We start from the raw sequence: 25,034 nt of genomic DNA on the forward strand, positions 1-25,034 counted from the left end.
ATATTAGCAATTTTAACTTTGCTAATATTTTAACATTATTTATTTTTAATAGTTTCGGTTGGATATGTCATCTTATCACCAATATAATTAGTTGCTCCGAATTCTAAAACGAATTCAATAGCCAATCTTATAGTATTTTTTAGGTCGCTTTCGTCATATTCATTAAAATCTGCAGTTAAACCTGATTTTTGACCAGCACCCTTTAGCCACATGGCTCAAACACTTCTTCCGTTTTCTCATATTTTTCGCTTATACATGAATCCCTTCATCAATTCGAAATATTTAGGAGAATGTTGGAAATCATACTCCACATTTCTACCACCTAAAACAGGCGCAAAAGTATTTGTTCCATGAATGACCATTCCAGTATATTCTTTGTAACTATTAGGGTCAATACCTAGTTGTATAAATGAAAGTGATCAACCATCACCTCAACGTCTATTAGTTGGTATGGTTGCATAATATTTATCTTTATTATATTTATCTTTATATATTTGTGTTAATTTATTAATTAAATAATCTTTTCATCTTTCTCTTAAAGATACACTTGTTCCATCTTCTTTTTTGTATTGATGATTTCCTAAATTGCTTCCTATATCAGGAACAAAACTATTTAGATATCTAAATAGACCAGAAAAAGCATAAATATCTCAACCATCATTAAATTCTAAAATAGATTTATAACTTCGATTATTCGGATACTCTTCTTTAACAGTTAATAATTTATCCCTATCGGATTTCTTTAATTCAAATAATCATGAAATAGCTTCATTTGTATTTTCTTTATAACTATAATTTTCAGAATAATTTATAGAATTTTCATCGTTATCTTTTTTAACCTTATTATAAACATAATGTTTTATTATATGGCTTCTATTTATATCAAATTCAATTTTATCAAGATTATAAACATATCCTGCTTTCATTCCTTTGGCTTTTAAATCAAAGAAAATATAATCAGTGTTATCGACCTTACGTACTAAAATATTAGAATTTTCATTTGTAAGTTCGAGTCTATCTATTAAAGTAACGTTATTAAATCTATCATTTGTAAATGAATTACCAGTGTTAGCTTCACCTTTTAAATGAATTCTAATATTTTTAATACTACTAATATCAATATTTTCGGCTGTAAAACCATTTATTTGCACATTAGCATCAACACTTTTTTCAATCATTTCAGCACCTTGTGGCCGAGAATTTTCATCTAATATTGCTTCTTTTAAATTATTTCATGACATACTTACATTGTTAGCGGTTATTGTACCTAGTTTGATATTAAAGTTATAAATAGATGCATATTTATTATTTATTATATTTTTACTACTTAGAATAACATTGTTATCATTAGCATCATAATCTAATACTACAACTTTATGTAAATCATAATGTCCATCATCAATAAAATTTTTAATTGGGAAATTAAATTTTAAATTACTATTATTTAATAATATTGGTTTAGATACAACATAATTATCACCTTTTGATGATTTAACAACTAAATAAATATATTTATCCTTATAATCACCTTCAACTTTATTTAATTGAATTTCACCTACAACATCTTCATTGTATCAATTAAACTGACTTATACTTGAATTATTATCTTTTTTTGGTTTAAAAATAAGTAATTCATAATATTTATTTAATTCATTAATTAATGTATTTAAATCACCCAAATTAGCTGCATTTCTAAATTTTTCATTAAATTCTAATTTCTTTGAAGGGTCTTTAATTTCGTAATTTACTAATCTTTCGGCTATTTTGTGTTTTTCGTTATATATTCCATCTATTTCGCTAATAAGAGTATCGTATTGAGTTTCAGTTTTATTTAAAAAGTCAATTTCGCTTCCTAGTTTTGTTTTGTAAGTTTCTCGTTCTGAAGACCCGTTTAATATGTTTAATTTGTCTTTTACATCATTATATTTTCTCTTTAATATTTCTTCAACTTTTTTAGAATCATTATTAATTTTAGATTCAGTTACACTATCATCAACATTATTGTTTGAGTCAAAAGTAAATTGAGATAAATCATTTGTTTTTTTAGTAGTTTCCTTTAATTTTCCTATTAATATATTTGTTTTTTTAGCTTCACTGTTTAAGAAATTAATAGAATTATTAATTAGATTATCATATTCACTTTCAGTGTTATAAATAGTTGTTTTGGATGTTGAATTACTTCTTATTGAATTATCTTCATTTAATCTTTCTAAAGTTGAAATTGCCTTTTGTCTTTTGGATTCTAAATATTTAGTAGCATCAGTTATAACAGTATCTATTTGCTCGCTAGTGCTTTTTGCCGAATTAACTATGTTATCTCAATTTGTTTTTTGGTCGCCATTATTCAATCTTGCTTTTAAAGACTCTCAATCATTCTTTGCCTTTTCTTGTTTAATTTTACTTCTAACATTTTCTGCCGCTTCTTTTGTTCCTGCCATATCTAGTTCAGTTTGTAATGATTGTTTTTGATTACTTCGATTATCTAAATTATTTAATTCTTGTTGAACACTAGCTAATGTTGTTTTAAATGAATTAACCTTAAGGTCTAAGGTTTCCTTTTTACTTAATGTGTCAACTTTTTTTCATTCCTCTAACAATGAGGTTCTATTAGACTCTTTGCCTATTGAATTAATAGTATTTTTTAAACTTTGTAAGTTATTAAATAAATTATTTGCATTTGTAACAAGAGTTTCTAATCCTCTTTCATCGTTTGAAGTTAAATTATTAATATCGTTTACTGTTGTAACGGTTTGATTTTGATCTTCAAACTTATCTTTGATGGCCTTAATTGCATCATTTTGTTTTTTTCTAAAATTAATTTTTTCGATGATTGAATCTAACATTGAATTAACACTATTATTACCTATTATTTCTTTATTTAGGTCTTTAAAAGCATCGGACACTAATGAATCGAATTGATTTTTATATTCAACGCCTAGCTCTGCTTGTTTTGTTCTTAATGTTTTAAGTTTGTTTTTGATGATTTCAAAATCATTAGATAATGATTTGATTTTTTCTTTAGAATCAGCTATTGAACTATTAATTTTTGAATCAAAAAACTCTTTCGCTTCTTGTTCATTAGAAAATTCAGACTCATTTTTTTCTTTCAATTTATTTGATTCTGATACTGTTTCAATCGCTATTTCCTTTAACGATAATAATTCATCACCATTATCTAAAACGGAATCTTTTTTGTCACTTAAATATTTTCTAGCATTTAAAGGCATTTTTTCAATTTCATCTTGGACTTCTTTTCTTAATGTTCCCATTCTTTGAATAACACTTTGTTTAATAGTATCAATTTGATCTTGTGTTGTTGCTGAATCTATATTATCATTTTTTGTTTTTTGCTCGCTTAAAGGTAATTTTTTAACTTCTTCTCTTGCTTCTTCTTTATATAAATTGATTGCATCTTCTTGTTCTTTAAGTTTTCCCTCTACATCTGTTTCTAAGGTATCTAAATTTTCATTATCAGAATTTGCTCTATTATTTAAATCGTTTCTAACATTTTCATCATTTATTTTTGAAATTTTATCTTTAATATTTTTGACTCTTAATTCTCTATCAGCTTTTTTCTCTAATTTAATAATTTTTGTGTAAGTATTAGTATCACCAGAGTTTAATTCATTAATTAACTGGTCTTTTGTATCTTTATCTAAATCAAGTGAATTAATATGATCTCTTGCTTTATTTTTTCTTGATAATATAGCTTGGTCAACTTTTGAGCTTATTAATTTATCATTTTCTTCTGTTCAATTTGAGTCATTTATGGAATCAAATTCAAGTTTTATTGCATTATATTTAGAATTTTCATCATTCATTTTATCGACTGTTAACAATCCTTTTTCTGTAACGTGAATTTTTTCCAAATCAGAACTTGTTTTTGAAATAATTTGTGTTTTTTCATTTTGAAGATTCTTAATTAATTTTTCAATTTCTTTCACTGAATTTTTACTTGCATTTTCGACATTTTTCTTAACTTCATTACTATCTAAGAATTTATTTTTTAATTTTGTTAATTCTCTATTTTTATCATCAACTTTTGCTTGAATGTCTCTTTTTATGGCATTTACTTCTTCAATGGTATTAGCTTGAGAAATTTTAGTATTAAATGATTCTAAATCTTCATCACTTAATTCGTTCTTTGCAAGTTCTTTAGCTTTTGTTTTTGCATTTTCAAGAGCGTTTTCTCTATCTAATTCCGCAACCGCTAAATTGTATACTTCGTTTATATCATCAACTTGTGATTTATTTTTAAGCATTTGTTCTAATTCTTGCTTTTTAGTCTCGTCAGCGACTTCAGTTATTTTAGAATTTGTATATTCTAAGGCCTTAGGAATTATTGTATTTTTAGAATAATCTTTTAATTTTTTAACAGTATCAAGACCATCTGTCGACATTAGATCTTTATCTAAAATTAATTTGTTAATTTCAGATCTAATCTCATCTTTTTTATTATTGAATGTTTCGTTACTTAATCTGATTAAATTGTTTAATTGATCTTCATTATCCGCTTTTGCTAGATCTTCTTTTGATTTTACATATGTTAAATCACCTTCTAACTTAGCAACCGCATCTGTAGCTTCTTTCTTTTTATCGTTAATTATTTTTTCGGCTTCTGCTTGTTTTGTTGCAATGTCTTGAAGACTATTTGAAGAATAAATAAAATTTAATAATTGATTTTTTTGTTCGTTTGTATCAGATAATTTTTTTATTGCATTTTCTGCTTTTTCTCTAGCTATTGTTAAATTAACTCTATTTTCTAATTCTTTAAGTTTTAAACTTGTGTCGGCACTTTCGATTAATTCTTTAATTTTATTTTTTTCTTCTTGATCATTAATTTGTTCTAAATTAGATTTAGCTCATGTTTTAAGTTTTTCAATTTGTTTTTCAACTTCGTTAACTACATCTTCATAAGCCTTTTGAGTATCTGTTGTTTTAGCACCATTTAACTTAGTAACAAAATCTGAATGATTATTTTGACCTTGAATATTTTCGCTTAATCTCTCAAGAGCTATTTCAGCATTATTTTTAAACTTATTTAATTCTGCAATTGCTTCATTTTTAATATTAGCAATTTCTGTTTCTGATGTTGCATTATCAAGACTTGTTTTTAATTTATTTTTTGGGTTTTTATTTTCGGTTAATTTGTTAATTAAATCATTTTCAACCTTTGTTTTTTCATCACTAATAAATTTATTTACATCGTTTATAACGTTTTGAACTTCTTCTTTAGTGTTAGATTGATTTATTCATCCGATAAATTCTTGTTGTTTTTCGCTACTTAAGTTTACTTTTTCTTTTATTTCTCTTTTAGCATTTTCTTTTGCTAAGTTAAGTTCTGCTAACTCACTTCTAGCTTTTTTTCTTGCTTTTTGTGCAATTTGTTCTAATGCATTTATTTTGTTTTGTTTTTCATCATCTGTTGAAGGTCTATTTTTTAATATTTCTTCAACTTGCTCAAGCATATTTTCTTTATCAAGAACTTTATTTATTTCATCTTTTACATATTTTGCATATTTCTCTACTTTTGCAGTGTTTTCTATATTATGTAACTCAGAATAATTGTTAGCATTTTCTGCTTCAGCTTGTAATTTTTCTTTTTTATCGTATTGATCCACAATAACTGTATTGTTTTTGTAAGAACCTTGTTCATTTATTTTGTTCTTTGTATTTGATTTTAAAGTATCAAATTCTGAAATTAAATCATTTTTTAATTGTTTTAATTCTAATTCATTAGCTTCGTCATTGTTTCTGAGTTCGAATGCATCATAATTGTTTGAACCTTCAATTTTAGCTAATAAAGGTTTAATTTCTTCTTTTAAGGATCTAATTACTTCAATAGCGTCATTTTTTATTTTATTAACCGCTTCTAAAGTTGTTGCGTTTTCGATATCAGTTAATTTATTATTTTTGTCTTCTAACTTATTAACAGCAACTCTCGCTTTTTCTTTTACTGATTTCAATTGAAGATCTTGTTCATTTTTATCGTTATTTATTAATTTTTCAATTTCGTTCAATTGTTCTAATGTTGTTGCAACTTCTATATTATTATTGTATTCTTTTTGATCTCAAAGCTCTTTTACTAATTCTTTTAATTCTTCTTTTTTAGCTTCTAATATTGCTTTATTTTTTACGTTATTTAAATCTCCAACATTTTGGGCGGTGTTTTTCTCGTTTTCCAATTCCGCTTTTTTGTTAGCATCATGAACTAAAGCTATAGAATCTTCAGTAGATTTTTTATTTTTCTCAAATTCTTCAGAAGCTTTTTGTTGTATTAATAAAATTTCCTGTTCAGTATCTATGTTAGTTGAGTTAATTTCTTGCTTTAAATTATCATATAAGTTAGAACCTTTTGTTTTTTCAACCACTTGTCTTGCAACTTCTTTGATAGAATTGATTTTTGAGTTTAATTTTTTAAGAACTTCATTTGCTTCACTCTTTGTTAAAGCTGTATCAATTAACTCAAGTAATTTTGCTTTTGAATTGTCGGAACTATCGTTTTGATTATCGTTTAAAGAATTATTAATTTTATTTTTAATATCATTTCTTAAATCTTCTAATTCGCGTTTTTCGTTATTTCTAAATGAAGTAGCATCATCATAAATTGATTTTAGTTCGCTTAATTCATTTCTTCATTTTGTAATTGTTGGCTCAACATTATCATTTGAAGTGGCATCAACTAATTTTTGTTTTAACTCATTTTTCTTATTAGTATCTTCAATTGTGTTTAATAATTCATCAATTGCAACTTTTGTTTTTTTGTTAGCATCTTTTAAAACAGCATCTAAATCATTTATTTTTGTTTTAGAAACTAAATTTGTTTTTATTTCTTCTCTAATATTTTCTATTGGTAAATTCGCATCAACATATTTTTTATATAAGTCTTTAACATCATTTACGTATGTTATCATTTCGCTAGATATATCTCTAAGTCTTTTTTCTGTTGTTGCAGATTCTAATAGTTCATTAAATTCATTGTATTTTTCAGTGTGAGATGGAGATTCTTTATCACGACCTCTTGGTTGAATGTTTTGTTTAGATTCTTCTTTTATTTCATTTTTAATTTTTTCTAATTCAGCAATTGCATCTTGCTCTACTTTTTTAACTTTTTCAGAATCGGTTTGATCGTTTGTATATGTTTTTAAAAGACCTTCTAATCTAATACGCTCATTATTAGTAGGTAACAATTTTTCAAGTGCTTTAGTTGCTTTTTCTTTTGAAATCGCAAAATCACCTTCTTGTTTGGCCCTCGCATTATCAACTTTATCTTTTAAACTAGTTAACTTAAGTTTATTTGTTTTATCGTTCGAAATACTATTTAATTCTTCTTGTAATGATTTTTTTTCTTCGCCATTAGATAATTTATTAATGTCTCTCTGAATTTCTTCTCTTAATTTTTGATTATTAATTTTATCTTTAATATCATCTAAATTCTTAAAGTTAATTGCATTTTCAATAGCATTATTAAAATTATTTTTAGCTGTTTCATCTGTTAATTCTTCTAAAGTTTCTTTAATATTATCTTGTTTATTAGAAAATATTTTCTTGGTTACATCGAGAATACTTTGAATTTCTGTTTCTGATGTTGCGTTTTTAAGTTCTTCTTCTTTAATTTCTTTTTCATTACTTCCGACTAATTTTTCGATAAAAGTAGCAACTTCAGATTTTTTAGATTTAATAAATTCATTAATTTGTCTCTTTATTTCAGAAACTTCTTCTTTTGTTCGAGAAGAATCTAAAGCTTTTTTAAATTCATTGTGTTTTTCTGTTGTAACATTTATTTTATCATTTAATGCATTTACAAATTCAAGTTCTTTCAGTAATTCACTGTTGTATATTTGTTTGTCATTAATTTCTTTTTCTAAACCTGTTTTAGGGTTTGTAAGTTGATCAATGTTTGTTGAATTATTAATTCTATTTTCAAAATCAAGTTTTTGATCTTCGAAAACAATTTTTGTCGGTAAAGAATTTATTAATTCTTCTTTTTTATGTTGTAAATCTGCTTGTCTTTGTAATTCATTTAAATCTTCAATATTTTTGGCTTCCAAAAGTTTTTTATTAAGTTCTAACTTAGTATCTTCGTTTGTAATACTTTGAATATTTGCACTAACAATATCTTTTCTAGAATCAAAAATATTATTCATTTCATCTATGTATTGATCTAATATTGCTTCACTTACTTCTGCTTTATCTAAAGAAGTTAGAATATCTTCATATTTTTTATGATTATTTGTATCACCTTCTAATTTTTTAAGAGATTCTAAATAGTTTGTTCATTTCTTGTTTATTATATTTTGAACGCTATTTCTTTGATTTAGTGAAATATTTTCGTTTGTTCAATTTTCTATTGGTAAAATACTTGATTTATCAACAAGTCTATTAACTTGATTTTCAGTTTCTCGATTAAAATGGAATAATTTATCATCAATTAAAGAACTTAGTTCGTTTAGTTTAATTTCGTTTTCTACAGTATTAATGTTGCCTTGAATTTCATCATGGATATCAGTTGATACATTAATTTTTTGATCCAGTTTTTCTAAAATGGCTTGTTTTTTAGAATTAAACAGTTGAATAGCTTCAACTTTAATTTGATCGATAGTTTTTTGAGTTTTGGCTTGTTTAATGGTTGTGAGCATGTCACTATTTGAAATAAGTTTCTTAGCCTCAATTCTCGCTTCTTCTTTTAATAGTTCAATTCTTTCGTTAAGTTTTCTAAGTGCAACATCCACTTCATCTAAACTCTTTGAGCTTTCTGCTTGTAATAAAATATCGTTTCTTTCTGGACTTTCTAGTAATGTGTTTAATATTTCGTTTTCTGCTTCGTTTATTTTATTTTTAAGTTCATTTTGTTCAACCGCAATTGTTTTTTCAATGTTTTCAATAAGTCTTCTTGACTCTTCTAAACCTAAATCATCTTTTGAAGTTTGTTTATTAAATAAGTTAATATTTTCGTCTTTATATAATTCTTTAATTTTTTCATTAACAATATCTTTATTAGCTTGAATTTCGTCTTTTTCTTTTTGAATTTGACCATCTATTTGTTCATTTATATTAGATAATTCTTCTCTAGAATTAGCTTGATCAATTAAATTAGATAACTTTTGTTTTTCGGACCCTTCTTGTACTTGTTCCATTTTTTTTCTTAAGTTATTTTTAATTGTCTCAATATTATTTGCGTTTTTTACTTCTTCTAATAAATCATTTAAATCTGAAATATTTGACGCGTTTTTTAATCTATCTTTAAATTCCTCTTTAGTTGAATGATTATCATCTAATATTGAAAGTTCATCGATAACTTCTGTTTTCTTATTAGAAAAACTTTCGTTTGCTTTTTTGATTATATCTTTAAGAAGTACTTCGTTTTTGGCACCACCTAAGTCAGCATTTAGCTCATTATGAATTTTATCATCACCTACAGTTGTGGCAATAGCAGTAATAGCTTTTTCTTTTAGTTCATTTAAATAATTATCTACTTTTTCTACTATTTTAGCCACAGATAATTTTGTTTTTGCCTTTTCAACAGCATCAAATAATTCAGCCTTTAACGCATTACTATCTGCTATGTCTACTATTTTTTCTAATGCATCGTCTTTAGCTTCTTTTAATTCTTGAGCCTCTCTCTTTAAATCTTGATCAATTCTTGAGTCAATGTCTTTTAACTGGTCAATAGATGTCGCATTATTCGATTCATTTAAATAATCTTTTTTATCTTCCAATTTTGAAACTTTTTCTTTTATGATTCTTTTTGTCTTTTCAAACTCTAATTGTTGATCTACTTTTTCTTGTAATTTTTCGGCTTGTTCAATAGTTAAAACATCAATTAACTCATCGTTAAATTGATTCGCTTTGTCTTTATCGTTTATATTTTCAATATCTGCTTTTATTTGCTCTTTTTTAAGCCTTAAAGCTTCTGCAGCATCTTTTTCAGCCTTAATTAATTCATTTATTTCGTCACGAATTTCTCTAAGTTTTGTTTCTACTTGATCTTGATCTATATTATTTTTTCCTTGTTGATCCACCATTGCATCATCAAGTTTCTTCTTAAATTCTTCTTTTTTAGATTGATCTCCAACATTTTCATCAACAAAGTATTTTAATTGATCATGAGTAAGTTTATTAGATTCTTCTGCATTGTGATAAGCATTAGCTTCTGATGTTAAAATAACCAACTCATCTGATGTTGTAGCATCATTCAATCTTTTAGTGAATTCAGATTTTTTATCATTATGAATAACGCTTTCGATTGCTTTTTTTGCTTTCGCTTTATCTAATTGAAATTGATACAACCTATCAATTTCCGCTTTAACTTTTAAAGTGTCGTCTAAAGTTTTTGCATTTTTTAGTTTTTCCTTTAAATCGGCACCTTTTTGTTTATCATCTAATAAATCTACTATTTCAGAACCTTTTTGTTTTGAATTAACATAATTTTTCAACGCATTAGCTTTTTCAATAATTTCAGAATATTCTCCTGCATTTCCGGTGTTTGATAAATTTTCTAATTCTTTTTCTAATGAAGATTTAGAAACTGTTTGTTCACCAATTATTACAGATGTACCATTATCTAATGAATTTACAATTTCATTTGCTTCATCTATTAGATCGTTCATATAATCATTAACATCTGAAGCTACTTCTTGAATATCACCTTGTGTCTTTGCGTCTGATAATATCAACTCAAAGTCATTTTTCAAACGAGGAAGACCCTTTAGTCTTTGTATAACTTTTCTGGTTTTTTTGGTTTCTTCACTCAAAATTTTTGTTGCTTCATCGGAAATTCTATCTATAACTTCTAAATCATTAGTTAATGATAACTCCCTTAAAAGTTCGTCTTTTTTAGGATTATTTAATAATTTAATAATTTCTTCGACTTCTTTTTTTCTTTTGTCAATTGCTATTAATTCATCAATCTCGCTCTCGATTTTAGATAGTTCATCTAAATTGCTTGAAACCTTAATGTCATCTAAATATTTTTGTTTTATCTCTTCAGGTAAATTAGATTCATTAATTTTATTATTTAACTCTTTCTTTTTAAAGTTAATTAAACCTTGTAAACCTGAATTAGATTTTAAGTAATTTTCAACTTCTTTTTCAAGTTCTAACAATTCAGGCATTGTTTTTATTTTGTCAATTTCATCTAACTTTTCTAAAAAATCGTTTTTAGTGCCTTCATCTTCAACTACATTAATTAAATTTTTAACTTGATCTTTTTTACGGTCGAATTCGGATAAATTTTCACTTTTTAAAATTTTATCAATTTTATCTTCTATTATTGGTAATTCTTCTGTTTCTGCATTATTAAGATCTACATAAACTTCAGATTGTTTAAAAAGATTTTTAATTTTTTGTGCTTTTTCAACAATTGGTTCATATTTTTCTAATTCTGATTTTAAATTTCTTAATGAATTTAAATTATTTTGCGAATTATCTAATTTTTTATTAAATTTATCTCTTAATATTTTTGGAAAAGTGGAAATGATTTTTGAAATTTCAACTTTATTTTCATTTATTTCTCTTTGTTGCTCTTCTAAAACTTTTTTAAGATTATCGAGTTGTAACTTTGAATTTTGAGATCTTGTATCTTTTAATAAGTTATCAATTAACGTTTCTTTTTCTTTCGGATCTTGAACATTATTTATTAAACTATCAAATTCATTAATATAATTCAAACTATCATTATAATCCATCATATCAAACTCATCTTTAAATTCTTTACGATGAATATTCAATGTTTTTAAATTTTCTTCTTTTGAATTAATAGATTTTTTTAAACTAGTTAGTATTAGTTCAACAACTTTATCAAGTTGTTTAAATTGATTAATACTTTTGTAGTTAGGATCTATTGAATTAAATTTTTTCTCAATATTTTTCTTTGGTAAATTTAATTTTGTTAATATATTTTTAACTTGTTGATATCTAAGGTTGTAATCTTCCTTAGTGTTTGATCATGTTCACATGATTACAACACCAGCCGAAATCGAAGTGATAGCAGCAATAGTTGCACTCGCAAAAATAGTATTTCTTTTTTGTTTATTAAACATTTTTCCTCCTTAGTTTTTATTATTTTGATTAACAAAATATATTTTTTCTAAAACTTATTTATATAATTAAAAAACGTTAAAATAAATTCAAGTTTGAAAAGGTATTAATAGATATAATACAATTTGTTATTCAAATATACTTTAAGTTATGTAATTATACATAAAAAATGAATTTTTTTACTGAAAAAACTGATTGCTTTGTTTAGAATGTAAATATAGCATTATATATTAAAATTCTAAAAAGCATTAAATATATAGATTTAGTAATAAAAATTCAAGCATGAATATCACTTGAATTTTTATTTTTTTTAATACTTAACCACTTGAATTGAATTGACATCAGCAGATGCAGTATCAACTTGTTTAGGGTTGTCTTCAATTAGCTGAGAAATTGTCTTATGTTTATCGCTATTTGAAATAAATATTTTTTGAAAAATGTTATATTGTTGACTCTTTTGCGCAAATTGAACACCTGAAAATCTGAATTTTAAAATACTACTATTTAATTTGATAGGATCTGAAAGTGCAAAAGAACCATCATCTCCTTGTAATACTATATAAACAAATTTATTTTCAGGAAATTCTAAATGTTCATTAAATTCTATAACACCAGTTTTCTCCGTATCACGCCCTACAAAAAATTGTGAGTTTTTTCTTCCGTCTCTCATACCTTGGAATTTTCTCAATTCAAAATAATTTTTTAATTCATCTATTAAATTATCTAATTGTTCGATTGTAGTAGCATCGTTTAGTTTTTTGATAAATTCTACTTTTTTATCTCTAGAATTTATCGTTGTTCCATCAAAGATAGTTTTAGCGATATTTCACTTTGTGTTATATTGTTTAATATCTTCCAGTAAGGTATTTAATTTTTCTAAGCTATCAGATTGACTTAATTGAGTTTTAAAAGTCTCTTTTTTAGAATTATTTTGAACTTTATTTATTTCAATGTAAATTTCATTTATTTTGTCATCATATTTACTAATCTCAGTTGATAATGAGTTTAGTGCACCTAGATTTTTCGCTGCATTAAATTGAGTATTAAAATTAGACTTAATTGTTGAATGCACTTTTGAGCTATTTATTTTGTTTGTAATTTCTGCTCGTTTATCGCTATATAATCTGTTTATTTCAACAACATATTGATCTAAAACTTCTTCGGATGGTCCATTTGGATTGATATTTTCGTTAGTAAATACATTACCAATCTTACCACTATAATCATTTAAATGTGATCGATCACCTTCTAACAAAGGTAATGATTTACGAGCATCAAGTATTTTAGAATTCCAGATATCTAACCCAACCTTTAAACTATTGTTAATAGTTGTTTCGTTTATATTCTCAGAAATTTCTTTTGGAGCATTAAATGTATAACTTTCTGGTAATCCTTTGTCTGATTTAGTAGTTGTTTTTAATTTTCCTAGTATAACATTCGCTTTATCAGCGACAGTTTTTAATATATTAAGTGACGACTCGATAACTTCATCATAATCTCTTTCGCTATTAGTGTCAGAAACTTTATTTGATAATCGACTTTTTTCATTTATCTTATTCAGGATTCTTTCTGCTGTAGTTCTTTTTTCATTTAAATGTGCTTCAGCAAGACTAATAACTTGATTCATTTGATCTATTGTAGAATTATCATCATTCATAGTATTATCTCATTCTCTTTTTTGTTTATCGTCGTTTAATCTATTTTTTAAAGGAATCCAATTAATTCTAATTTTTTCATTTCTAATTTTCTTTCTGACTTCTTCAAGTTTTTCAACTGTTGTTGCTTCATTTAATTCTGCTTCTAAATTAGATTTATTTGGATTTTTTTGATCTAGACCATTTAAATCCGCTTGTATTTCTGCTAACTTAGCTTTAAATCTTTCGACTTTTGCTTTTAACGCTTTCGCATTATTTAGATTGTTTATACTATTTCATTCTTTTTCTAATTCTATTCTATTAGTTTGTTGTCCGACATTATCGATTAATTCTTTAGTTGAGTTTAATGATTTTGATAATTCTGTTACATCAGTTAAAATATTGTTTAATACTATTTCGTCGTTATTTGTTAAATTATTAACTCTATTTAAAAATACTTTATTTTGCCCATCTTGAGTTAATTTAGTATTAATATCATTAATTGCTTGATCTTGTTTTAATCTAAAATCAATTTTTGAAATAATATTGTTTAATGTTGAATATAAACTATTATTACCAAGTATTTCTTTATTAGTGTTCATAAAGGCTTCGTTAACTAATTGATTAAATTTAGTTTTATCTTCTTGTCTAGCTAATTGATTTTGTTTATTTCTTAAATTTTGTAATGTTGTTTTAATTTTATCTAAATTACTACTAATTGTATTAATTTTAGCTATATTATTTGCTTTTGAACTATTTATTTGAGAAGCAAAGAATGTTTTAGCTTGTGCTTCATTGGCAAATGAATTATTATTTTTAGTTGTTAATTCATTTGATTTTGTAACAGTATTAATAGCAGTTTGCTTCAATGTGAGTAAGTTATTACCATTGTTTATTCATTTATTTTTTTCTGAATTTAATTCAGACCTTGCATTTTCAGGCATTTTATTTATTTCATTTTGAACTTCTACTCTTATATTTTGCATTCTAGTAATAGCATTTTGTTTAATTGTATCTAATTGTGCTTGAGTTGTAGCATTTTCAATCTCAATATTCTTTGCAGATTGTTCTGAATTTGGTAATTTATTAACCTCAGCTTGTGCCGCTTCTCTTGCTAATCTTATATTATTTTTTTGTTCTTCTAGTTTTTGGTTTACATCTCTTTCAAGAGCAACTAAATTTTCGTTTTCATTTTCGACTCTCTGGTTATAATCTCTTCTTAAATCATCATTATGTAATTGGTTTATTTTTTCTTTAATTGATTTAATTTTAGCTTCACGATCTGCTTTTTGTTCTAACTTAATTATTTTAGTTAAATTATCTGTATTTCGAGAATCTAATTCAGTTAATAATTCGTTTCTTTTTCCGTCATCTAGAGTGAGTGAATTTATATATTGTCTTGCTGAAGACTTTCTCTCTATTAATTTTCGTGAAACCTTACTAATAATTATGTTATCTTGCTCTTCGGTTCAATCAGATATCTCATTTAATTCATTTTTTATTTGATTATATGATTGGTTCTCTGAATTCATTTTTTCTTGAGAAACAATAGTATTATCAGTTAAATGAATTTTTTCAATTTCGTCTTTTGTTGCTTTTGATAATCTAGCTTTTTCGGTTTCTAATTTTTTAATAGATTTTTCCATTTCAGGAATTGAATTATTTGAATTTCCTTCTACTTCTTGTCTTACTGCATTATTAGATAAGAATTTTGATTTTAGCTTTGTTAGTTCTTTTAACTTATCATTTACTTTTGTTTCAATTTGTTTTCTAATTTTATTCACTTCTTCAATATTTGGAGCTTCGTTAATTTTGGTTTTAAATGAATTTGCATCATCTTGTGCAAGTTTTGTTTCAGCAAAAGTTATAGCTTTTGTTTTAGCATTATTAAGAGCGTCTTCTTTATGAATCTCTCCCATGGCTTGATTATAAATTTCGTTTATTTTATCAACACTATTTTGTTTAGCTAAAGCATTTGATAATCCCTCTTTTTTAGTAGCATTATCAATTTGATTTATTTTTACTTTTGTATATTCTTTTGCTTTTGCAATAATTTGATTATCATGATAATTTTTTAAATCTTTTATAGTATTTAAGTTATCTACTGATAAGTCTTCATTTCCTTCTATAAGTTTATCAATTTCACCCTTAATTTCTGACTTTTTAGTATTAAATACATCATCGCTTGTTGCAATTAAAGTATTTAATTCATCTTCTGTTTGAGCGGATTTTAAATCAGTTTTTGCTTTGATTCAACTATTATCTCCTTCTAATTTAGCAACAGAATTTTTTGCCTCTGTCTTTTTAGCGTTCAACATAGTAATTGCTTCATCTTTTTTAGAATTTATATCAGCAACACTTGTTGAAGATTCGATAAAAGCTAATAATTCACCTTTTTTATCATTATTTGAAGATAATTTATTAATTTCAGTTTTAGCAGCTTCTCTAGCGATAGTTACAGAAACCAAGTTTTCTAATTCTTTTAATTTTTCGCTTGTATTAGCTTGCTCTATTTGATTTCTTAAAGATTCTTTATCTTGATCATTTGCAACTTGTTCTAATTTAGTTTTCGCTCATGTTCTAAGTTTTTCGATTTTTTCATTAACTTTGCTAACTACTTCTTCATACGCTTCTTGAGTATTAGTTGATTTAGCAGTTTCTAACTTATCTTGAAATTCAGAATAATTATTTTGACCTTCGATATTTGTGCTCAATCTTTGAACATCTTCTTGTGCATTATTTTTAAATTCTTCTAACTCTGTGATCGCTTTATTTTTGACATTAGCAATTTCTGTTTCACTAATAGCGTTTGATAATTTAGTATTTAATCCGTTTCTTGGTTCTTTATTTTCAGTTAATTTAGCAATTTCTGCATTTGCCGAAGCTAATTGAGTGTCCATATGATTTTTTAATTTTTTTAATTCGACATCAACTTGATCTTTTGTTTGAGCATTATTTACTTCTGAGAGTAATGTATTTTTTAACTCAGTGCTTGAATTTAATTTTTCATTAATTTGTTTTCTTGCTTCTTCTTTAGATGTTTCTAGCTCAATATATTCTTTTCTAGATTGTTGTTTAGCTCTTTCTAAAATTGCATTTAAAGCAGAAATTTTTTGTTCTTTCTCTTCGTCACTATTAGGTCTTGTAGCTAAAATATTATTTAAATCTGTTTCTATTGTACCTTTATCAAGTACTTTTTTAATTTCATCAGAAACATATTTACCAAGTTTGTTAACTTCTGAAGTATTTTCTAATTTATGAAGTTCTCTATAATTTGTTGCATTATTAGCTTCTGTTAATAATAATTCTTTATCTTTGTATTCAGAAATAGTAACACTATTATTTTCAAAATGAGCTGGTTCATTAATTTTATTTTGAGTTTGTTTTTTTAATCTATCAAACTCATCGTTTAAATCTGTTTTTAATTGTTTTAAAGTAGTTTCATTTGCATCCGGTGTATTTCTATTTTTGAATAAATTGTAATTTTCAGAATCTTCAATTTTTTTCAGCAATTCTGTAATTTCACCTTGTAAATCACTAATAATTTTTTTAGCTTGGTCTTCTACCGTTTTAACATCTTCTAAAGTTTTTGCAGCATTAATAGCATTTTCTTTTTCTGTTTTATCTTCTAATTTATCAACAAATTCTAATGCTTTTTCTTTAGCTTGTCTTAATTTTTCGTCTTGAACTCTTTTATCGTTATTAATTTGAGATTCGATTTCATTTAATCTATCTAATGTTGTAGCAGAATTTATCTCATTGTTATAGTTTTTCTTACCTCATAAACCTTCAGCTATTTTTTTAAGATCTTCTTTTTTAGCTTTTATTAATGCATCATTTTTTATTTCATTTAATTTAGCAATATTTTCAGCAGAATCTTTTTGAGAAATTAAGTCATTTTTATTTGTTTGATCATCAACTAAATTAATAGCATCTTCTGTTACTTTTTTAACTTTCGCAAATTCAGCAATAGCTTGTTTTTGAATGCTAAGAATTTCCTCTTCTGTATCAATATCATTAGAATCGATTTTTTCTTTTAATGAATTATATAAATTAGATCCATCAATTTTTTCGACAGCAGTTGCAGCAATTTGTTTCATTCCGCTAATTTTTGCATTTAATTTAGAAAGAACTTCGTTCGCTTTAGCTTTTGTTGTAGCTGAATCAATTAATTCAAGCAATTTGGCTTTAGAATCCTCTTGAGTATCATTAGGGTTATCGTTAAGCGAAGTCTCAATTTTATTTTTAACTTCTTGTTTTAAAGCACTTAATTCACGGTTTTCATTGTTTTTAAATGCACTAGCTTGATCATATATATCTTTCAACACCTCTAATTCATTTCTTCATTTTGTTGGCGTTTCTGAAGAAACATCTTTATTAGTAGCATTGTGAATTTTTTCTAAAAACTCTTGTTTTTTATCGTTATCTTCAATTGTATTAACTAAATTTGTAATAAAATCTTTGGATTTTTTATTAGCATCTTTTAAAGCTTGATCTAATGTATTTATAGTTTTTGCGGAATCTAACTTAGTTAAAATTTCGTTATTAGTATCATCGAAAGAAAGATTTGATGTTACATATTTTTTATATAAATCTCTAACTTGATTTATATAAGTATCCATTTTTTCAACGATATCATTTATTTCTTTTTCGTTTGATGCAGAATCTAATTCTCTAGCAAAATCATTATATTTCTCTAAATGTGTAGGTGATTGAGTATCACGTCCTCTTGGTTGAATTTTATTAGAAGAAGTATTTTCAGCTTCATTTCTTATTCTTAATAACTCAGCTTCTGCATTTATTTTAACTGTTTTAACTTTTTCTAAATCTGTTTGATTATTATCGTATGAATCTAATAATCGTTGTAATTCGATACGTTTTGGATTATCTTGAAGCAATTTATTAAGAGCTTCTTGAGCTTGTTCCTTAGCGATTACAAACTCACCTTCTTGTTGTTGTCTTGCTTCATCAACTTTAGATTTTAAAGTTTGTAATTTAGACTTATTAGATCTATCATTTGTTAAATCATTTAATTCATTTTGAAGTTCTATTCTTTTTTCGTTTTCAGTTAATTTATTAATTCCTTTTTGAATCTCTTCTCTTAACTTTTGATTATTGATTTGATCTTTAATTTCATCTAATTTTCTAATATTTTCAGCATTATCTATTGTAGTTTCAAACTCTTTTTTAACCTGTTCATCTGTTAAAGATTCAAGAAGAGTTTTTGTACTATTTTGTTTATTTGAAAATAACTCTTTTGCATTATTTAAAACACTGTTAATTTCAGATTCAGATGTTGCATCAGATAATTCATTTTCTTTTATAGTTTTTTCGTTGCTTCCAACTAATTTTTCAATAAAAGGAGTAACTTCACTTTTTTTGTTAGAAATAAAATCGTTAATTTGAGATTTGATTTCTGCTAATTTTTCATTAGTTCTAACAGCTTCAATCGCTTCATTAAATTCATTAAACTTTTCTGTTGTGACATTTATTTTTTTATTTAAGGATTTTACAATTTCTATTTCTTTTAATAATTCATTATTATAAGCTTGCTTGTCATTAATTTGTTTTTCTAAACCATTTTCACTATTTATTAATTGTTCAATTTCAGTAGCTTCGTTAATTCTATTTTTAAAATCTTCTATTTGATCTTCGAAAACAATTTTTGTTTTTAACGATTCAATCAATTCTTCTTTTTTATGTTGTAGTTCTATTTCTTTTTCTAATTTATTTAAATCAATAACTTTTTTAGCTTCATCCAATTTTTGAGTTAAATTAGATTTAACTTCTTCATTTGTTAGTGTTTCAAGGTTTGATTCAACTAAAGTTTTTTTAGAATCAAATATACTTTTCATTTCATGAATATATTGATCTAATGTTGATTCGTTTACTTGCTCTTTATTTAATGAAGATAAAATATCTTCATATTTTTTATGATTTACATCATCACCTTCAAGTGAAGTTAATTGGTCAATATAATTTTGTCATTTTTCGTTAATCTTATTTTTAACAACATCTCTTTGACCTTGAGAAATTCTTTCAGATGTTCAATTATCTTTTGAAATAACAATCGATTTATCTACTAACCTATCAATTTCTCTTTCTGTTACTAAATTAAATTCAGATAATTTTTCATCAATTAAAGCACTTAATTCATTTAAATTAGATTCATTTTCTGCGTTGTTAATATTTGACTCAATTTCATCATGTAACACCTGAGAAACATTTATAGTTGCATTTAGTTTCTCTAAAACTTTTTGTTTTTTAATTTCAAATAATTTTATTGCTTCGTTTTTTATTTCGTCAATTTGTTCTTGTGTTGTAGCATTATCAATATTAGATAACATATTATTGTTTGATAGTAATTTATTAGCTTCAGCTCTAGCAGCATCTTTAAGTTGTTCGATTCTTTGATCTAAATTAGAAAGTGCTTGATCAACTTGAACAAGATTTTTAGCTCCTTGAGCTTCTAATAAAATATCATTTCTTTCACTACTATCTAAAAGCTTGTCGTTTATCTCTTTTGTTGCTTCATCGATTTTATTTTTTAATTCATTTTGTTCAACAGCAATTGTTGTATCAATATTTTTAATTAATTTTCTAGATTCGTCTAACGTTAAATCTTCTCTTGCTATTTGATCATTAAATAACTTAATATTTTCGTCTTTGTATAATTCTTTTATTTTTTCGTTAACAATATCTTTGTTAGCTTTTATTTCATCTTTTTCTTTTTGAATTTGAGCATCAATTTTACGATTTATTTCTGTTAGTTGTTCGTGATTTGCAGCATCTTCAATTTCTTTTGCTAATTTTTCTTTTTCGGATTCTTCTTGAACTTGTTCCAATTTTTTAGTTAAATTTTTTCTTACATTTTCAATATCATTTGTTCTTCTTATATCGGTTAAAAGAGAATCTAATTCAGAAATATTTTTAGCATCCTTAAGGCGTTGTTTAAACTCCTCTTTAGAAGGATGAGTTTCATCTAAAATATCAAGCTGATCGATAACCTTGCTTTTCTTATCTCCGAAAGCCTCACCAGCTTTTCTGATTATATCTTTAAGTAAAACTTCATTTTTTGCTCCACCTAAATCATCATTTAATTCAGAATGTATTGTATCATCACCTTTTGTTGTTTCAATAGCTTCGATTGCTTGAGTTCTTAAATCACCTAAAAATTCGTCTACTTTTTGAATAATTTTAGCAACTTCAGATTTAGTTCTTGATTTTTCAACTTCTTCAAATAATTCACCTTTTAATGGGTTACTATCTGCAATATCAACTATCTTATCTAAAGCGGCATCTTTAGCTTCTTTTAACTCTTGAGCTTCTCTTTTTAAATCTTCATCAACTTTTGTTTCAATTTCTTTTAATTGCTCAATATCCAACGCTTTTGAAATTTGGTCTGAATAATCTTTTTTATCTTCAAGTTCTAATACTTTTTCATCAATAGTTTTTCTTTTCTTTTCAAACTCAAGTTGTTTGTCAACTTTTTCTTGCAATTTCTCAGCTTGTGTGATATCTTCAATATCAATTAATTCACCATTAAATTCATTAGCTTTTGACTTGTTTTGAATTTTTAAGATATCAGATTTAATTTGTTCTTTCTTAAGTCTTAAGGCCTCTGCAGCGTTTTTTTCAGCCTTAATCAATTCATTAACTTTATCTCTAATTAATCTAAGTTTTTGTTCAATTTCATCTTGATTGATATTAGGTTGATTATTAGAATCATTCATTGCAGAATCTAATTCTGCTTTAAAATTATTTTTCTTTTCTAAATCATTTATATTTTCATCAACAAAGTAAACTAATTCATCATGTGTAAGTTTATTTGCCTCTTCGGCATCATGATATGAATTAGCTTCAGTTTTAATTAATATTAATTCATCAGAAGTAGTTGCTTCTTCTCATCTTTTTGTTAATTGTTCTTTTTTGACTGTGTGTTTTACTTTATTTATTGCAATTTTTGCTTCTTCTTTATCTAGTTGGAATTGATACAATCTATCTATTTCAGCTTTGGCTTTTAATGCTTCGTCTAATGATTTTGCATTTTGTAATTTTTCTTTTAATTCTTTCGCCTTTTCTTTATCGTTTAATTTTTCACTTGTATCAGAACCTTTTGATTTTGCTTCAACATAATTTTTAATAGCACTTGCTTTTTCAATAATTTTAGAATATTCTCCAGCGTTACCGTTCTTATTTAAAGAAATTAATTCATTCTTTAAACTTTTCTTATTAACTGTTTCGCCTTCAATTACTAATGTTATATTTTCGTCTAATGACTCAACTTGTCTTGTAGCTTCATCAATTAAACCATCCATATATTCTTTTACATTTGAAGCCACTTTTTGAATGTCAAATTGTGTTTTTGCTTCCGATAAATTTAATTCATAATCATTTTTTAGACGTGTTAGACCTTTTAATCTTTTAATAACATTTTTAGTTTTTTCGGTTTCATCACTCAAAATATTTGTAGCTTCATTATAAATTTCATCCATTTTACCTAATTCGTTTGTAGATGAAAGTTGTCCTAAAAGTTCATCTTTTTTAGGATTATTTAATAATTTAACCACCTCTTCCACTTCTTTTTTTCTCATTTGTAGAGAAATTAAGTCATCAACTTCTTTTTCAATATTAGTTAGTTCATCTAAATTAGTTGAATTTAAAATATCATTTGTGTATTTGTGTTTAATTCCATCAGAAAGATCAGAATCATTAACTTTTTTAGATAATTGATTTTTCTTGTAATTTATTAAACCTTCGATACCAGAGTTAGATTTAAGATAATTTTCAACTTCTTTTTCCAATGAAATTAAATCATTCATCGATTTTGTATTGTTTATTTCGTCCAACTTATCAATAAAATTATTTTTATCATGTTCATCATCGATTACATCAATTAAATTTCTAACTTGTTCTCTTTTACGATCGAATTCTGATAAATTTTCACTTCTTAAAATTTCATCAATTTTATCTTCTATAGAATTTAAATCACCTAATGTCGAATTATCTAAATCTACAAACACTTCTGATTTTTTAAAAAGATTTTTAATTTTTTTAGCTTTATTAACTACAGGAACATATTTATCTAATTCATCTTTTAATTCTTTTAGTTTAGATAAATTATCTTGACTATCATTTAGTTTTTCATTAAATTTGTTTCTTAATATTTCCGGTAATGAAGAAATAATTGTTGATATAGAAACTTTATTTTCATTAATTTCTTTTTCTTGATTATTTAAAATTTCTTTTAATCTACTAAGTTGTGTTTTTGAATTATCAGTACTTGTATCATTTTTTAAATCACTAATTAATCCATTTTTAACATTAATATCTTGTACTTCATTTATTAATTTATCAAACTCAATAATATAATCAAGACTATCATTATAATCCATCATTTCATTCTCGTTTAAAAAACTAGTGCGATTTAGTTCTAAATTTTTCAAAACATTTTCTTTTGCTTTAATAGAATTTTTTAAACTATTAATAATAATCTCAACAATTTGATCAAGTTGTTTAAATTGATTATTTGTTTTTAAATTTGAATCTATTAACTTAAATTTATTTACTATGTTTTCTTTTGACAATTTCAATTTATCTAAGATGTTTTTAACTTGTTCGTATCTTATTTTATAATCTTGCTTTTGATTATATCAAGATCACACAACGGTAACTGCCGTTGATATAGAAACAATGGCCGCAAGCCCAGAGCTTGTGAACATTGTTCATTTTTTATTATTTTTAATCATTTTTACCTTATCTTTATTTTATAATCTTAATTATTTAATTTTTAACAAACATAAACTTACTTTGTAAGTTTATAAAAATATTATAAACAAAAAAAAAAAACAAAAAAAGAAATTAAAAAGTGAAATTCAGCTTTTTTGTAATTTAACATCGGTAATTTCCTTTTAAGCCTACATAATATGTATATTAGTAATTTTTAATTCCATTTTTAACTTTATAATCAAAAAATAAAAATATCATTTTAATTTCTAGAAAATACATTACAGTAATGTGTAAAAGTAAAAAATATTTATATTTTTAATTTTAAGCGTTGAAAATCAAAAATATAAATATTAATTTTTAGTGCGAGTTAAAAATCATTTTTAATTTTTAAAAATATATAAATAAAATTTTTATTCAAAAACTTGATATTCTTAATTAAAAAAATGTGGATTTGATATCATAAAAAACTTTTTTCACTAAAATTAAGTCTTTTTTAAAAAAAATATGTATAATAATAAAATATATAAAGACCAAAAATATTAGGAGTAAAAATGACAAAAAAAGAATTCATTATCGAAGTTGCCGATAGATTAGAAATGAAATCAAAAGACGTAGAACAATTTTTAGATGCATGTGTTTTTGTGCTTAAAGAACAATTAATTGCTGAAGATACTGTTAAACTTGCTCAATTAGGTATTTTCTCAACAGTTGTAAAACCACAACGTACAATAACAAATAGATTTACAAAAGAATTACAAGTTGTTCCTCAAAAACGTGTAATTAAATACAAACCATCAAAATATCTACGTGATTTAATTGATTTAAAAGCTTAATATATTCAATATCCCAGGAAATTCAAGAGTTAATTCTCTTGAATTATTTTTTATCTCTTGATAATTAATTGACTTAATATTTGAATTATTATAAATATAGTCAAGATAATTGATATCTACAAAATAAAATTCGTTATAATGTGAAAAAAATAAAATTAAGAAAGAAATACCTCCATTTAAATGTATTGATTTCAAATATTCAAATTGATGTTTTTTAATGTTATCTAGAGAAAAGCGATCTATATTAACACTTTTAGCTTCAAAACAAATAAATTTTCCGTTATAACAACCAATATAATCTACAGTGCTTTTTCTTGTAACTTTCGCATCTAATAATCTACTTTTCTTATAATCTTTTTCTACTCCTTTAAAAACTATACTAAGGGATTTCTTTTCAATAAATGCTATATTATTTTGTCATAATCAGGAAATTGTCTTATTTATAACACTTTCCAAAAACATTCCTCTATTCTTATTATTTAACATAACTATAATGTGCTAAATTTTAAAAATAAAACAAAAAAAGAAAAAATAATTAGTTTTTAATGTATAGAAATATACTATCAAACTCAGTTAAATTAAGAATTTAAAAAACATATGATTAAATTAGGTAAAAAATAACACTTTAGAAATAATAGAGTTCTATTTTTATAACAATGAATTTAAATTTAAATAAAAAGTTAAATATTAAAAATCATTGATTAATTTGGTTTTAAATCCAAACCATTTGAATAGCAAATATAAAAAATACACAAAAAAATTAAAAACAAATACTATTTATTGGTACTCGAAAACAAAC

General features: G+C 24.6%; 4 protein-coding genes. 1 reads left to right on the forward strand and 3 read right to left on the reverse strand.

Annotation, left to right across the window (positions count from 1 at the left end; all coding sequences use genetic code 4):
- Window positions 1-35: 35 nt before the first annotated feature.
- Both JXZ93_RS02485 and JXZ93_RS02490 read right to left on the reverse strand, forming a co-directional pair.
- Window positions 36-12,041, reverse strand: coding sequence for a hypothetical protein (locus tag JXZ93_RS02485; protein WP_205852639.1), 12,006 nt, complete (start codon window positions 12,039-12,041; stop codon window positions 36-38).
- A 308-nt stretch (window positions 12,042-12,349) separates the two neighbouring features.
- Complete coding sequence (locus tag JXZ93_RS02490) at window positions 12,350-23,422, reverse strand: hypothetical protein (RefSeq protein WP_205852640.1); 11,073 nt, start codon at window positions 23,420-23,422, stop codon at window positions 12,350-12,352.
- A gap of 531 nt (window positions 23,423-23,953) precedes the next feature.
- Between JXZ93_RS02490 and JXZ93_RS02495 the strand changes: the two genes are divergently transcribed.
- Complete coding sequence (locus tag JXZ93_RS02495) at window positions 23,954-24,235, forward strand: HU family DNA-binding protein (protein WP_205852075.1); 282 nt, start codon at window positions 23,954-23,956, stop codon at window positions 24,233-24,235.
- On the opposite strand, the gene recU is transcribed toward JXZ93_RS02495, so the two are convergent.
- The gene (gene recU, locus JXZ93_RS02500) at window positions 24,224-24,721 is read right to left on the reverse strand and encodes a Holliday junction resolvase RecU (protein ID WP_205852074.1); all 498 of its coding nucleotides are present in this window, start codon (window positions 24,719-24,721) and stop codon (window positions 24,224-24,226) included. The two genes, JXZ93_RS02495 and recU, sit on opposite strands and share 12 nt — an antisense overlap.
- Window positions 24,722-25,034: the final 313 nt, after the last annotated feature.

It is taken from the genome of Mycoplasma sp. CSL10166 (assembly GCF_017116885.1).
GTDB lineage: Bacteria > Bacillota_I > Bacilli_A > Mycoplasmatales > Metamycoplasmataceae > Mycoplasmopsis.